The sequence below is a fragment of the Kocuria sp. CPCC 205297 genome, assembly GCF_040981035.1.
Lineage (GTDB): Bacteria > Actinomycetota > Actinomycetes > Actinomycetales > Micrococcaceae > Kocuria > Kocuria marina.
Map to the genome: position 1 here is coordinate 136,139 of NZ_JAVKPY010000005.1, position 15,297 is coordinate 151,435.

Below are 15,297 nucleotides of genomic sequence, written 5' to 3' on the forward strand. Positions count from 1 at the left end.
CGGACCGGTTCGAGCGGCGTCGTCGTACGCCCCGGGCAGCCGGGTGGCTACCGCGCCGCGGTCGAGCCCCCGCCCGAGGAGTCGCCGCGGGTGGTCCCCGCACCCGGCGTGGCGTCCCCGGCCGTTTCACCCGCCGGAGCGGCCTTGCCCGTGTTGGCCCCCGGGGCGGCCGGGGAGGCGGTGTCGTCGCGGTGGCTCTCCTCGGCGAAGTCCGGGGAGGGGGTCTGCACCCGGCCGGTCTCTTCGAACTCGCGGTGCTGACCCCGGGCGGTCTCGAGCATCTTACGGAACCGAGCGCGGGAATCGATCAGCTCGTTCTTGTGCTTCTCCGAGATCCGCGGGAAACGCTTTTGCAGCCGCGCGAGCTCCCCGGCGATCTTGTGACGCTCCTCGGCGTCCGCGTCCTGCGGGAGAGCCAGGTACTTCTCGGTGAGGTCCTGCGTCTTCTGGATGGTGCGCAGCGCGCGGCCCTTGGGGCTGTACAGCGAGACGAGGACGGTGAGCGCGAGCACGGAGAGGATCACCGTGAGGGACGTGCCGATCCCAATCTCGGCGACGGCCACGTGCTCGCCGCCGTTGATGAACGGCAGGGTGTTCTCGTGCAGCGCGTGCAGGATGAGCTTCACACCGATGAACGCGAGGATGATGGACAGGCCCCACGAGAGGTAGATCAACCGGTCCAGCAGACCGTCGATCAGGAAGTACAACTGGCGCAGACCCATGAGCGAGAACGCGGTGGCCGTGAACACGATGTACGGCTCCTGCGTGAGGCCGAAGATCGCGGGGATCGAGTCCAGGGCAAAGAGGATGTCCGTGCCACCGATCGCGACCATCACGAGCAGCATGGGGGTCAGCGCGCGCTTGCCGTTGTGCCTCGTGAAAAGCTTGTCGCCGTCGTAGTAGTCCGTGGTGTGGAAGACCTTCTTGGCCAGGCGCACCACGATGTTGTTGGCCTCGTCCGACTTGTCGTCCGTGACCTCGCCCTTGATCAGGTTGCCCGCGGTGAAGATCAGGATCAGGCCGAAGAGGTAGAAGACCCACGCGAAGGTGTTGATCGCGGCCGCGCCGATGAAGATGAACACCGTGCGGGCGATCAACGCGAAGATGATGCCGAACAGCAGCACCTTCTGCTGGTCCGCCCGGGGCACCGCGAACGAGCCGATGATGATCAGGAACACGAACAGGTTGTCCACCGACAACGCCTTCTCCGTGACGTAGCCGCCGTAGTACTCGGCCATGAGCGTGGGGCCGTCCAGCCACAGGATCACGAAGCCGAACAGCAACGCGATGCCCACGTACGCCGCGGACCAGATGGCCGCTTCCTTGATCGACGGTTCGTGCGACTTACGCACGTGGAAGATGAAGTCGTAGGCCAGCAGGGCCACGATCAGGGCGATCGTGATGCCCCATTGGAAGGATGTGATCTCCACGGAGGGTCTCCTTGTGGGTGAGGTGTACCGCACAAGTCTCTCCCCCACGCGCCGGCCCTCACGCGGAGGACGGGGTGCGGCGTGGTCCGTGCCCGGCCCGGCGACGGCGCCCGACGTACTGACGTGCACGGAAGTGATGGGATACTCCCTTGATCAGGCAAGAGTGTACCGGGTTCCCGGCGTGGAGGCACGCGGTGACGGGAGAGGCCCCGCCGGTGCATCGGCGGGGCCTCGTGGCGGATCCGTGAGCGGGCCACGGTGGCGGGCCCTGGACGGGCCCTCGGGCGAGACGCGAGCTCAGCGGTTCTCGGTCCGGGCGAGCCGGTGCTGACGCAATCCGTGGGCCCGTTCGAGCAGGTCGTGGTAGCGGGCCTCGGACTCGATGAGCTCGTCCCGGTACTTCTCCTTCACAGTGGGCAGCAGTTCCCGGTACTTGGTCATCTTCTCCGCGGCCTTGACCCGCTCGTCCCGGGGCGCGTCCTCGGGCAGGTCCAGGTAGCGTTCGGCCCAGTCGCGCGCGCCGTTGACGATGCGCACCGCGCGGCCCTTGGGGCTGAACAGCGACGCGAGCACGGTCACGATCAACACCCCCAGGATCACGGCCAGTGAGAACCCGGTGGTCACCTCGACCACGTGCACGGGCTCGCCGTCGTTGATGAACGGCAGGGTGTTCTCGTGCAGGGCGTGCAGGATGAGCTTCACGCCGATGAAGCCCAGGATGATCGCGAGACCCCACGAGAGGTAGATCAACCGGTCCAGCAGACCGTCGATCAGGAAGTACAGCTGACGCAGACCCATGAGGGAGAACGCGGTGGCCGTGAACACGATGTAGGTCTCCTGGGTGAGACCGAAGATCGCGGGGATCGAGTCCAGGGCGAACATGATGTCCGTGAGCCCGATGGCCACCATGACCAGCAGCATGGGGGTCATCACGCGCTTGCCGTCGACCTCGGTGAACAGCTTGTCGCCGTCGTACTCGTCCGTGGTCTTGAGGAAGCGCTTGGCCAGACGAACCATCACGTTGTTGGCCTCGTCTCCCTCGTCCTTGTCCGTGACCTCACCCTTGACCAGGTTGCCCGCGGTGTAGAGCAGGAACAGACCGAACACGTAGAACAGCGCGGACCACCGGTTGATCGCGGCCGCACCGATGAAGATGAACACCGTGCGGGCGATCAGAGCCACCACGATGCCGAACAGGAGCACCTTTTGCTGGTCCGCCCGGGGCACCTTGAAGGACGCCATGATGATCAGGAACACGAACAGGTTGTCCATGGACAGGGCCTGCTCGGTCACGAAGCCCGCGTAGTACTGCGCGGCGAAGCCCGGGCCGTCCCAGAACAGGATCAGCAGACCGAAGATCAGGGCCAGGGACACATACAGGCTGGTCCACAGCGCCGCTTCCTTGATGCTGGGTTCGTGCGGTTTGCGCGCGTGGAAGATGAAGTCGTACGCGAGCAACCCCACGATCACCGCGATGGTGACCCCCCATTGCAGACCGGAAACCTCCACGAGCACCCCTTAGGCGAGAACGACGTATGCAGCAGCCCGGGAACGGGCTGGGTAACTCGGGAAGTTTACCTGACTAACAACTCGCCGTGAGGGGTGCGATCGGCTCACGCGTGGCCGGCGTCCTTCATGCGCCGCAGTTCCTTCTTGAGGTCCGCGATCTCGTCCCGCAGCCGCCCGGCCAGCTCGAACTTCAGCTCGGCGGCGGCGTTGCGCATCTGCTCACTGAGGTCCTCGATCAGATCCACGAGGTCCTCGGCGGGCGCGGCCGCGACACCGTCGCGCAGCAGTTTGGACTCCGCGGCGGCCGCGGCCTGACTCTTGCCCGTGGCCTTGCCTGTGGCCTTGCCCTTACCGCCCTTGACGGGAGCGGTGTGATTGTTGGCGGCGGCGCGCTGGGCCAGCAGGGTGCGAGTGTCCTCGTCCTCGCGTGCCAACTGATCGGTGATGTCCGCGATCCGCTTGCGCAGCGGTTGCGGATCGATCCCGTGTTCCTCGTTGTACGCGACCTGAATCTCCCGGCGGCGGTTGGTCTCCTCGATCGCAACGTTCATGGAATTGGTGATCTTGTCCGCGTACATGTGGACCTCACCCGAGACGTTACGGGCGGCGCGACCGATCGTCTGGATCAGGGACGTGGTGGAACGCAGGAAGCCTTCCTTGTCCGCGTCCAGGATGGCCACGAGGGAGACCTCGGGCAGGTCCAGGCCCTCGCGCAACAGGTTGATGCCCACGAGGACGTCGAACGTGCCCATGCGCAGGTCCCGCAGCAGTTCCACGCGCTTGAGGGTGTCCACGTCCGAGTGCAGGTACTGGACCCGCACACCGTGTTCCATGAGGTACTCGGTGAGGTCCTCCGCCATGCGCTTGGTCAGCGTGGTCACCAGGACGCGTTCGTCGCGTTCCACGCGCAGCTCGATCTGTTCCAGCAGGTCGTCGATCTGGCCCTTGGTGGGTTTGACGATCACCTGGGGGTCCACGAGTCCCGTGGGGCGGATGATCTGCTCCACCACGGAGTCCACCTTGGACATCTCGTACGGCCCCGGGGTCGCGGACATGTACATGGTCTGCCCGATTCGTTCCAGGAACTCGTCCCATTTCAGGGGGCGGTTGTCCATGGCGGACGGCAACCGGAAGCCGTGTTCCACCAGCGTGCGCTTGCGGGACATGTCCCCCTCGTACATGCCACCGATCTGCGGCACGGTCACGTGGGACTCGTCGATGATGAGCAGGAAGTCGTCCGGGAAGTAGTCCAGCAGACAGTGGGGAGCGGAACCGCGCGGGCGGCCGTCGATGTGCAGCGAGTAGTTCTCGATCCCGTTGCAGTAGCCCATTTGTTCCATCATCTCGAGGTCGTAGGTGGTGCGCATGCGCAACCGCTGGGCCTCCACGAGCTTGTTCTGCGACTCGAGCTCCTGCAGCCGCTCCTGCAGCTCCTTCTGGATGGACTCGATCGCCGAGGCCATCCGTTCCGCACCGGCCACGTAGTGCGAGGCGGGGAAGACGTACATCTCCTGCTCTTCGTTTACGATCTCCCCCGTGAGCGGGTGCAGCGTGTAGATCGCCTCGATCTCGTCCCCGAAGAACTCGATGCGCACCGCGAGTTCCTCGTACATGGGGATGATCTCCACGGTGTCCCCGCGCACGCGGAACGTCCCGCGGTGGAAGTCCACGTCGTTGCGCACATACTGCATGTTCACGAACTGACGCAGCAGGGTGTCCCTGTCCATCTCCTGGCCCACGGCCAGGGTGACCATTTGCTTGACGTACTCCTCCGGGGTACCCAGACCGTAGATGCAGGACACGGTGGAGACCACCACGGTGTCGCGGCGGGTCAGCAGGGCATTGGTCGCGGAGTGCCGCAACCGCTCGACCTCCTCGTTGATCGAGGAGTCCTTCTCGATGAAGGTGTCCGTCTGGGGGACGTAGGCCTCCGGCTGGTAGTAGTCGTAGTAGGAGACGAAGTACTCGACGGCGTTGTGGGGCAGCAGTTCGCGCAGCTCGTTGGCCAGCTGGGCGGCCAGGGTCTTGTTCTGCACGAGCAACAGCGTGGGCCGCTGGACGGCCTCGATGAGCCACGCGGCGGTCGCGGACTTACCCGTGCCCGTGGCGCCCATGAGTACCACGTCCTTCTCCCCGCCCTCGATCCGGCGGGACAGGTCCGCGATGGCCTTGGGCTGGTCACCGGCGGGCTGGTACTCGGACACGACCTCGAACGGGGCGACCACACGATTGATCTTCTGCGCGAGCGACATGGACCCAGCGTACGCGCCGACTCAGACACGGATCCGGGCGGCTCGCATCGCTCCGGAACTGCTCACAGGACCCGCGTGCGCCACCACTCGTCCACCTGCGCGAGCAGGTCCTTGATAGTCGTGGAATTGTCGAGGACTGCCGTGGCCACCGCCCGGCGCTGCTCGTCGGTGGCCTGGGCCGCGATCCGGCGGCGGGCGTCCTCCGGGCTCATCCCGCGGTCCTCGACCATCCGCCGCACCCGCTCGTCCTCGGGCGCCTGCACCACGAGCACCTCGTCCATCGTCCCGTACTGAGCGGTCTCCACGAGCAGCGGGATGTCGTGGACCACCACTCCCCCCGGCGGCACCTCACTCACGAGCCGCGCGGTCTCGCGCCGCACGAGCGGGTGGATGATCCCGTTGAGGGCCGCGAGCTGCTCGGGGTCGTCGAACACGATGGCCGCGACCGCCGCGCGGTCCAGTGCGCCCGAGTCCGGCTGCACGATCCGCTCACCGAAGTGGGCCACCATGGCCTCGTAGCCTGGCTCCCCCGGTTCCTGCAGGGCCCGGGCGATCGCGTCCGCGTCCACGACGAGCGCCCCGAGCTCGCTCAGCCGCCGCGAGACGGTGGACTTGCCCGAGGCGATCCCGCCCGTCAGCCCGACCCGCAGGGTCTCGGTGTGGCCGGGTCTGCGCAACAGCTCAGTCATGACGGTGTCCTTCCGTGTCCTGGTCCCGGCCCAGTGCCGGGAGCACGTGGTCGCGCCAGATCTCGCGGGAGCGCTCCCGCAGACCGTGGAGGTCACCGTCGTTGACGATCACCTCGTCCGCGACCGCCCGGATCTCCTCCGGCCCGGCGGCCACGTCCACCCGGTCCCACGCGTCCTCGGCGAGCAGGCCCTTACCCGCGCGCAACCTCCGCACCCGGTCCTCCACGGGCGCGTCGACGGCCACGACGAGGTCGAACCGGTCCCCTTGGTCCGCCTCGAGGGGGTCCCGGATCACCTGCACGACCACGCTGTCGGGTCCCGCGTCCCGGGCACGACGCCGCGCCGCCTCCCGCAGCGCCGGGAGCAACAATTCGTGGGCGCGGGCCCTGGCGGCGTCGTTGTGAGTCATCAGGTCGTCGAGCGCCTCGGCCGCAGCGGCCTTGTCCTGCGAAGAGACCCCCCGGGCGCGCAACTGCTCCCCGAAGACACGCTCGACGTCCGCGCGCGTGTCCGTGCCCGGGCTCAGGAGCTCGCCCCACAGCGCTGAGCTGTCCACGACGACGGCGCCCAGCGCCTCGAACTCGCGGGCCACGGTGTGCTTGCCCGCCGACGGCCCACCGGTGAGCGCGAGCTGGAACACCGGCCGGCCCTCCTGCTCCCGCTGCCAGTGCCACGTGCGGGGCTGATGGGTGTCGTGATCGGGTTCGGTGCCCACCTCGTACTCGGGACGGATGACGTAGTCCTCGATCGCGGCGGTGTCCTGCTGCGCCCTGCGGTGGTACTCCTCCGCGGGCAGCACCTTCTTCCACTGCCGCGTGCGCATGGGACGCGCGGTACCGGCGTCCTGGCGTAACGCCCGCAACAGCATCCCGGCCTGCAGGACCTCCAGGACCATCACGGGAGCACCGATCACGATGATGACCTCCTGCAGGGCGTTGAGCCCGTTCTCGCCGGAGGTCGTGATGATCGCGGCACACACCGCGCCCACGGCGAGCGTCCAGAAGATCCGCTGCCGGCGCGGGCCTTCGTCCTCGTGCCCATTGGCCATCGCGTCCATCACGAGCGCGCCGGAGTCGATCGAGGTGATGAAGAAGATCGTGATGACCACGAGCGCCACGAGCGCGGTGACCGCGAACCACGGCATGGACCCGAGCAACTGGAACAGCGCGGCCTCCACGTTGCCCTGCGTGACGATGGTGTCCGTGAGACTGCCCTGCGTCTCGGGGGCGCGGTCGATGCGGATCGCGCTGTAGCCGTAGATGGCCATCCACACCGCCACGAACGACGACGGGACGCCGAGCACCCCCACCACGAACTGGCGGATCGTGCGCCCGCGCGAGATCTTGGCCACGAACATCCCCACGAACGACGCCCATGTGACGGTCCAGGCCCAGTAGAACACCGTCCAGTCACCGGACCACGTGCCGCCGCCGAACGTGTCGTTGAAGAACGCGAGCGTGGGCAACTGGTTCACGTAGCCGCCCACGGACTCCACGATGCTGCGCATCGTGTCCATTGTGGCCCCGGCCATGAGCACGAACAGCAACAGGGCCACGGCCAGGACGATGTTCGCGTACGACAGTCGCTTGACGCCCTTCTCCATGCCCGCGAGCACGGACGCCAGGCCCACCGCCGTGATCAGCGCGATGATGGCCGCCTGGATCCACCCCTCCATCGGGATGCCGTAGACGTACGTGAGGCCGCTGTTGATCTGCAGCGCCCCGAGCCCCACGGACACCGCGAGCCCGAACACGGTCGCGACGATCGAGAGCACGTCGATCGCTTTTCCCCACGGGCCGTGGATCCCGTCCCCGAGCACCGGGTGGAACGCGGACGAGACGCGCGGGGGCAGTTTGCGCTTGTACGTGAAGTATCCGAACGTCAGACCGGGGACGGCGAGGATCGCCCACATGTGCACGCCGAAGTGGAAGTTGGCGATGTTCAGGGCCTCCACCGCGGCGCGGTCCGAGGCGGGTTCGGTGCCGTACATGGGTGGGTTCGCGTAGTGGTTGATGGGTTCGGCCACACCCCAGAACATCAGCACGGCGCCCACGCCCGCCGCGAAGAGCATCCCGAACCACGCGATCCCGGAGTACTCCGGGACGGAATCGTCGTCGCCGATCTTCACGCGACCGTAGCGGCTCAGTGCCAGACCGATCGCGAAGATCACGAGAGCGGTCACGCTGAAGGTGTAGAACCATCCCGTCTGGTAGCGCAACGCATGGGAGACCACGCCGAAGACCGATTGCACGGGCCCCGGGAACAGACTCATGCCAAGCGTGAAGACGACGACCAGCGCGGCCGAGGCGAAGAAGATGGACGGGGTCGTGCGCAACCCCAGTCGGTCGTGAAGACGATTGAGCACAGGTCAGCTTTCCGATGGGAGGCGGTGGTACGTGGCCGCGTCGGCGCGGCAGGTCTCACTGTAGTGGCCCTCCCGTGCTCAGCGGGCGCCCCGGGACCGTCCCGGGCCCCCCGCGCGGCCACGAGCCCCCGGATCGGCGCGTCCCTACACTGGTGGTGTGCCCGCCGAATCCCTCTCCCACGACGCCGCGGACTCGCGCGTGTCCTACACCGTCCCGCGCCGGGGCATCGTGCACAGCGTGGAGCTCGAGATCAAGAAGTCGCGGTTCCTGGCACTACTCACCCGCGTGGACACGGAAGCGGAAGCCCGCGAGTTCATCTCCCGTGTGGCCGCCGAACACCGGGACGCCCGTCACCACTGCTCGGCGTTCGTGCTCGGACCCACGCGCGCCACGACGCGCTCGTCCGACGACGGCGAACCGGCGGGTACCGCGGGCATGCCCATGCTGCAGGCGCTGACCGCGCACGTCACGACCCGGCAACGCACCGCGGACGAGGCCGGTGACCTCTCGGACGTGTGTGCCGTGGTCGTGCGGTGGTTCGGCGGGGTCAAGCTCGGGGCCGGCGGGCTCGTGCGCGCCTACTCCGGTGCCGTGACCGCCGCGCTGGACACCGCCCGGCTCGTGCGCAGGATGCGCTGCCGCGAACTGACCCTGCCGCTCCCCTACGCCGAGGCCGGCCGCGTGGAGTCCCAGATGCGCGCTCGCGGGTTCACGGTCCTGCCCACCGGTTACGGCTCCGCGGACGCGACCCTGCGCCTGCTCGTGGCGGACCTCCCCGGCGCCATCGACGACGCCCGGGCAGCCCTTGCGAGTATCACCGCGGGCCACGCGAGCGTCCACGAGGGACCCGCCCGGTGGGAGGACGTCCCGGACATGTGAAAGGTCCCGCTCCCCGTGACGGGGAGCGGGACCTCTCGGATTCACCTCACGGCGAGCTCACGGGCCGCCGCATGCGACTCAGTGACCGGTGAGCTTCTCGCGCAGAGCGGCGAGGGCCTCGTCGGACGCGAGCGTCCCGGCGTCCTCGGCCGGAGCCTCGGAAGAGTAGCTCGTGGGGCCGGAGGAGTGGCTCGGGGAGGACGAGGAGGACGAGGTGGTCGCCGCATCCTGGTCTTCCTGCAGGTGCTTGCGCACCTGCTCCTTGTGCGCCTCCCAGCGGGCCTGGGCCTGAGCGTACTGCTCCTCCCACGCGGCGCGCTGTTCCTCGTAACCCTCGATCCACTCGTTGGTCTCGGGATCGAAGCCCTCGGGGTACTTGTAGTTGCCCTGCTCGTCGTACTCGGCGGCCATGCCGTACTGGGCGGGATCGAATTCGGTGGAGTCCGGGTCCACACCCTCGTTGGCCTGCTTGAGGGACAACGAGATCCGGCGGCGGTCCAGGTCGATGTCGATGACCTTGACGAACAGCTCCTCGTTCACGGAGACGACCTGCTCGGCCATGTCCACGTGACGCTGAGCCAGCTCGGAGATGTGCACGAGGCCCTCGATGCCGTCCTCGACGCGAACGAACGCACCGAAGGGAACCAGCTTGGTGACCTTGCCGGGGACGACCTGGCCCAGGGCGTGGGTGCGGGCGAACAGCTGCCACGGATCTTCCTGGGTGGCCTTGAGCGAGAGCGACACACGCTCGCGATCCATGTCCACGTCCAGCACCTCGACGGTGACTTCCTGACCGACCTCGACGACCTCGGAGGGGTGGTCGATGTGCTTCCAGGACAGCTCGGAGACGTGCACCAGACCGTCAACACCGCCGAGGTCCACGAACGCACCGAAGTTGACGATCGAGGACACGGTGCCCGTGCGGACCTGGCCCTTCTGCAGCTGCTGCAGGAAGTTGGCGCGCACCTCGGACTGGGTCTGCTCGAGCCACGCACGGCGGGAGAGCACCACGTTGTTGCGGTTCTTGTCCAGCTCGATGATCTTGGCCTCGAGCTGCTGACCGATGTACGGAGCGAGGTCGCGGACGCGGCGCATCTCCACGAGGGAGGCGGGCAGGAAGCCACGCAGGCCGATGTCCAAAATGAGGCCGCCCTTGACGACCTCGATGACGGTGCCGGTGACGACGCCGTCCTCGTCCTTGACCTTCTCGATGTCGCCCCAGGCGCGCTCGTACTGAGCGCGCTTCTTGGAGAGGATCAGGCGACCTTCTTTGTCCTCCTTGGTGAGGACCAGAGCCTCCACCTCGTCACCCACAGCCACGACGTCATCGGGGTTGATGTCGTGCTTGATGGACAACTCACGAGAGGGGATGACACCTTCGGTCTTGTACCCGATGTCCAGGAGGACCTCGTCGCGGTCGACCTTGACGACGGTGCCTTCCACGAGGTCGCCGTCGTTGAAGTACTTGATGGTCGCGTCGACAGCGGCGAGGAAATCCTCTTCGGTTCCGATGTCGTTGACGGCGACCTGCTGGGTGGTGGTGGTCATGTAGTAGGGACTCCGATGAAATTGATGTGATGGTTTGGTGTCACCGACCCCGCCCTGTGGGGCGCACCGGATTGGCGACGTCACGCTTGATGTGGGCGTGCGAATACACGCACCGCTCCAGTCTAGGCCCGAAACCGTGCCGGTTCAAGCCTGGAGGGTGCGTCCGAGCGCTGCGCGAGCCGCGCTCAGAACGGGGAGATGCAGTACGGGTGGGTGGGCGTGGACATGAGCGCCTGGATGTCCCGCAGGGTGGCGTCGTCGCGCACGCGCAGCAGGCCCGCGTAGTGCAGCGTGGACGCCTTGACCGCCCCAAGGTACAGCGAGCCGAGCGAATCGACGTTCAGGGCGACGTCCGCGCCGTCGGGCAGTTCCACGGCGGGCATGGACTGCCCCGCGAGATCGTCCTGTGTGCGCGGGCGGTCCGCTACGCGGTCCACGCGGGGGGCATCGCCGGTGGTGTCGATCTCGTAGATCCCGTCCGCGAAGCCCATGGAGTCCACGACCGACATCCTGACCTTGCGGTGGGACGTGTAGTGCCGGGCGGACAGGGCTGCCACCGGGTCCAGGACGCGCAACCACAGTCGCTCGTAGCGCTTGCGCACGGTGTAGGCGGACATGTCCACCATGCCCCACATGAGCGGGTCTTCCATCTGGGCGCTGTTGTAGCGTACCTCCGTGACGAGGTCCAGGTTGCACAGGTACTCCCACAGGGCGATGCGCACCTGCGAGCTCGGGGACACGAGGTCCACGACCTTCAGGTACCCCTGGAACCCCTGGGTGGAGACGAACTTGTAGCTCACGTAGCCGTCCGCCTCACCCCGGGCGTCGTAGTGCACCGCGGTGCGGATCTCAGGATCCGCGCCCTCCTGGTCCCAGTTCCACCGACCGGAGATAATGTCCCACCACTTCTGAGTGCGCGTGAGGGAGCCCGCCGTCACGCGGTGGAAGCGATCGAAGATGCTCGGCGCCAGCTCGGCCACGGCGTGGTTGTCGGCCATTTCCACCGTGCCCACGGTCGGGGCCTTCAACTGCAACCGCGTGTGCGCGTCCACCGTGATCTCGGTGTTGAACGTGCCCGCACCGAAACCGAAGCGACCGTAGATCGTGGCCTCGGAGGCGGTGAGCGCCGCGATCGGGAACCCCGCCTCGTGGGCCTCGGTCAGGTCGGTGGTCATGAGCCGGCGCAACAGTCCTCGCCGGGCATGGGTTGGGCGCACCGTGACCTCAGAGACCAACCACGCGGGCACGCTGCACCCTTCCCCGAGCGTCAGCTCCGAGTCCCACGAGCAGAACGTGGCCACGGGTCGCTCGGCACCCAGCGCGGCTGTGGGCACGGGGCCCGCGGTGTATGCGGCGCGGAACCGGGTGCCAGCGGTGCGCATCGATCGCAGGTTGCGCTCGGTGGCCTCCTGCCCCGGTTCACGGCCGTGGAACCCCTGGGCGACCGCCCGGTTCCACTCCACGAACTCGGGGTTCGCGTCCGTGCCACCCTCGTTCGCGAGAAAGCGGCGCAGGACGTAGTCGTTCCCGCGGGCGCTGTACTCGCTCTCGCGGGTCTGCTCGTGCCGGGGTGTCGCGTTCATGATGCTCCTCGTCGTGACTCGGGCGGTTCGGGTGTGCCGTGGCCCGCCGCGCGGTGGCGGGTGTCGTGCTGGGTGCACGGCCTGCTGCGGCGCCGAGCGGCGGGCTGAGTGGTCCGTGCGCTCAGGCGGTCAGTGGGCGGCCTGGTGCCATGTCCGCCCCGTGCCCACGTTGACGTCCAGGGGCACGGTCAGTTCCGCGGCCCCGGCCATCTCGGTGCGCAGGATCTCCTCGACCCGCTCCGTCTCCCCCGGGGCGACCTCCACGATGAGTTCGTCGTGGACCTGCAGCAGCACCCGCGAGCGCAGGTCGTCCTCGCGCAGGGCCCGGTCCACGCCGATCATGGCCTTCTTGATGATGTCCGCGGCCGAGCCCTGGATGGGTGCGTTCAGGGCCATACGCTCGGCGGCCTGGCGGGCCTGGCGGTTGTCGCTCGTGAGGTCCGGGAGGTAGCGGCGTCGCCCGTCGATCGTTTCGGTGTAGCCCTTGGAACGGGCTTCCTCGACGACGCCGCGCAGGAAGTCCCGCACGCCGCCGAAGCGTTCGAAGTAGCCGCTCATCATGGTGCGGGCCTCGTCCACGCCGATGTTCAGCTGCTGGGACAGGCCGTAGGAGCTCAGCCCGTAGACGAGGCCGTAGCTCATGGCCTTGACCTTGGAACGCATCTGAGGGGTGACGTCCTCCGGGGCCACGTCGAACACGCGCGAGCCCACGAACCGGTGCAGGTCCTCCCCGCCACGGAACGCCTCGATCAGGCCCTCGTCCCCGGACAGGTGGGCCATGATCCGCATCTCGATCTGGGAGTAGTCCGCGGTCATGAGGCATTCGAACGGGCCCTGGGAGTCCTCCCCCACCACGAACACGTCGCGGATGCGCTGGCCCTGCTCGGTGCGCACGGGGATGTTCTGCAGGTTGGGACCCGTGGAGGACAGCCGTCCGGTGGCCGCCACGGTCTGCTGGTACGTGGTGTGGATGCGCCCGTCCTCGGCGATCGCGTCCCGCAATCCGGCCACGATCTGCTTGAGCTTGGAGTACTCGCGCCAGTTCATGAGCGCCACGAGGAACCGCGAACCCTGGGTCTCGGGGTCCACGCGTCCGAGCAGGTCCGCGACCGCCGCGGCGTCCGTGGTGTACCCGGTCTTGGTCTTCTTGGTCTTGGGCAGGCCGAGTTCCTCGAACATCACGGCCTGCAGTTGCTTGGTGGAACCCAGGTTGATCTCGTGGTCGATCTGCGCCTGCGCCTGCTCGAAGGCCTGGTCGATCGGTTGCTGGAGGTCGTCGAACAACCGGTCGATACCTGGGCGGTCCATCGCGATCCCCGTGGCCTCCATCCGGGCGAGGATCACGGCGAGGGGCATCTCCAGATCCGTGAGCAGTCCCAGTTGGCCGTCGGCCTCGAGCAGCCCGCGCAGGTGTTCGCTCAACTGCCGGCACGCGGAACCGAGCGTGGCCTGGCGACGCAGCTCGGCGTCGCTCACACCGGCCAGCTCGTCCTGCTCGTCCGACGCGTCCAGCGCGAGTTCGGTCTGTCCGTTTTTCTCCGACGCCGCGGGCTCGTCCGCGCGGGGCACCTCCACCTCCAGGTGGTGGCTCAGTTGGGCGTCCAGCTCGTAGGAACGCAGCGCGGGCCGCACGAGGTAGCCGGAGAGCTGGACGTCGTCCACGACACCAGCGAGCTCGATCCCGCGCTGGATCAGACCGTGGTACAGGTCCTTGAGGCCGTCCACGATCTTGGGCGCCGCCGGGTCTGCGAGCCATTCCTCGACGGCGATGGTCAGCTCCTGGTCCGCGGTCACGAGGTCCACGGCGGCACCGCCCTGGTTCGTGAGCATGAGGGTGGTCACCTCCGCGCCGGAGGGTGCCTTGGGGTCGTGCGCCAAGCGGCGGACGACGATGGGCACGTCCTTCTCCCCCGCGTCCAGCCAATCACTGAACTCCTGGGCGGTGCGCACCCGGGTGACGTCGATGACCTCGGGAACCGTGGCGGCGGCGTCGTCGGAAGCGTGGGAACCGAAGGCCTCGAGCAGACGCCCGCGCAACTGGGCACCGAACTCGAGCTCGTCGAAGACCACGCCGACCCGCTCGGGATCGGCCTCGGGCAGTACCGCATGATCCAGGTCCACGTCGAGGGGCAGGTCCGTGACCAGGCGGTTGAGTTTGCGGTTGCGCCGCACGAGGTCCTCGTGCTCGCGCAGGGCCTCGCCCTTCTTGCCGGTGATCCGGTCCGCGTGCTCGAGCAGCGATTCCACGGGACCGTAGGACGTGATCCACTTGGCCGCGAAGCCGGGACCCACGCCCGGTACACCCGGTAGGTTGTCCGCGGTCTCCCCCGTCAGCGCGGCGAGATCCGGGTAGTTCTGCGGGGCGACCTTGTACTTCTCGAAGACCGCCTGCGCGTCCATGCGGCGCAGGTCCGACGGCGTGCGGCCCGGGTAGACCACCGTCACGTGGTCCGTGATCATCTGGAACGCGTCCCGGTCACCCGAGAACACGAGCACCTCGAAGTCCTCGGCGGCGGCCGTGGTGGCGAGCGTGGCCAGGACATCGTCCGCCTCGTGGCCCTCGCTCGTGACGATCGGAATGCCAACAGCCTCGAGGATGCGTCGGATGTTGGGGACCTGCCCGTGGAACTCCTCCGGGGTCTCGTCCCGGCCGCCCTTGTACTCCCCGTACTCCTGGGAGCGCAGGGTAGGGCCCTCGAGGTCGAAGGAGACGACCAGGTGGGTGGGCTTCTCCTCGCGCACGAGCTTGACCATGGTGTTCACGAATCCGTAGACGCCCTCGGTGTGGACGCCGTCGGACGTCACAAAACCGGGGCCCCCACCGTACTCGGCAGCGCGGGAGAGCGCGAAGAATGCGCGGAACGCCAGGGAGTGGCCGTCGATCAGTAGCAAGCGCTTCTCGGGCCGGGACACCGGAACGGGCAGCGAGACCTCCTGCGGGTGCTCGGTCTTCTCGCCGATCACCACGGTGCGGGTCTCAGGGGCGTCCTGGCTGGCCTGCTTGCTCGTCTCAGTCACGGCTCCATCCTAGGGCCACCCCC

Annotated in this window: 9 protein-coding genes; 1 reads left to right on the forward strand and 8 read right to left on the reverse strand. The window is 67.7% G+C overall.

Going from position 1 to position 15,297, the window contains the following annotated elements:
- Positions 1 to 47: 47 nt before the first annotated feature.
- The 5 genes from RF650_RS06135 to RF650_RS06155 all read right to left on the reverse strand — a co-directional run bounded on the left by RF650_RS06135 (position 48) and on the right by RF650_RS06155 (position 8,245).
- A complete protein-coding gene (locus tag RF650_RS06135) occupies positions 48 to 1,430 on the reverse strand; it encodes a TerC family protein (protein WP_368814420.1) in 1,383 nt (460 codons plus the stop codon).
- 297 nt (positions 1,431 to 1,727) lie between these two features.
- On the reverse strand, positions 1,728 to 2,939 hold the full coding sequence (locus RF650_RS06140) for a TerC family protein (protein ID WP_131332883.1): 1,212 nt from the start codon (positions 2,937 to 2,939) through the stop codon (positions 1,728 to 1,730).
- Between the two features lie 104 nt (positions 2,940 to 3,043).
- On the reverse strand, positions 3,044 to 5,191 hold the full coding sequence (gene uvrB / locus RF650_RS06145) for an excinuclease ABC subunit UvrB (protein WP_368814421.1): 2,148 nt from the start codon (positions 5,189 to 5,191) through the stop codon (positions 3,044 to 3,046).
- 62 nt (positions 5,192 to 5,253) lie between these two features.
- On the reverse strand, positions 5,254 to 5,880 hold the full coding sequence (gene coaE / locus RF650_RS06150) for a dephospho-CoA kinase (protein WP_131332881.1): 627 nt from the start codon (positions 5,878 to 5,880) through the stop codon (positions 5,254 to 5,256).
- Complete coding sequence (locus RF650_RS06155) at positions 5,873 to 8,245, reverse strand: dephospho-CoA kinase (RefSeq protein WP_368814422.1); 2,373 nt, start codon at positions 8,243 to 8,245, stop codon at positions 5,873 to 5,875. Before RF650_RS06155 ends, coaE begins: the two co-directional genes overlap by 8 nt.
- A gap of 157 nt (positions 8,246 to 8,402) precedes the next feature.
- On the opposite strand from RF650_RS06155, the gene RF650_RS06160 reads away from it, so the two are divergent.
- Positions 8,403 to 9,125, forward strand: coding sequence for a YigZ family protein (locus RF650_RS06160; protein WP_131332879.1), 723 nt, complete (start codon positions 8,403 to 8,405; stop codon positions 9,123 to 9,125).
- A gap of 78 nt (positions 9,126 to 9,203) precedes the next feature.
- Here the strand turns inward: RF650_RS06160 and rpsA are convergent, their stop codons facing one another.
- The 3 genes from rpsA to polA form a co-directional block, all read right to left on the reverse strand.
- Positions 9,204 to 10,673: a 30S ribosomal protein S1 gene (rpsA, locus tag RF650_RS06165; protein WP_035962088.1), complete on the reverse strand. Its 1,470-nt coding sequence runs from the start codon at positions 10,671 to 10,673 to the stop codon at positions 9,204 to 9,206.
- 185 nt (positions 10,674 to 10,858) lie between these two features.
- A complete protein-coding gene (locus RF650_RS06170) occupies positions 10,859 to 12,256 on the reverse strand; it encodes a GNAT family N-acetyltransferase (RefSeq protein WP_368814423.1) in 1,398 nt (465 codons plus the stop codon).
- 129 nt (positions 12,257 to 12,385) lie between these two features.
- Positions 12,386 to 15,274 (reverse strand): DNA polymerase I, encoded by a 2,889-nt coding sequence (polA, locus tag RF650_RS06175; RefSeq protein ID WP_368814424.1) that lies wholly within the window; start codon positions 15,272 to 15,274, stop codon positions 12,386 to 12,388.
- Positions 15,275 to 15,297: the final 23 nt, after the last annotated feature.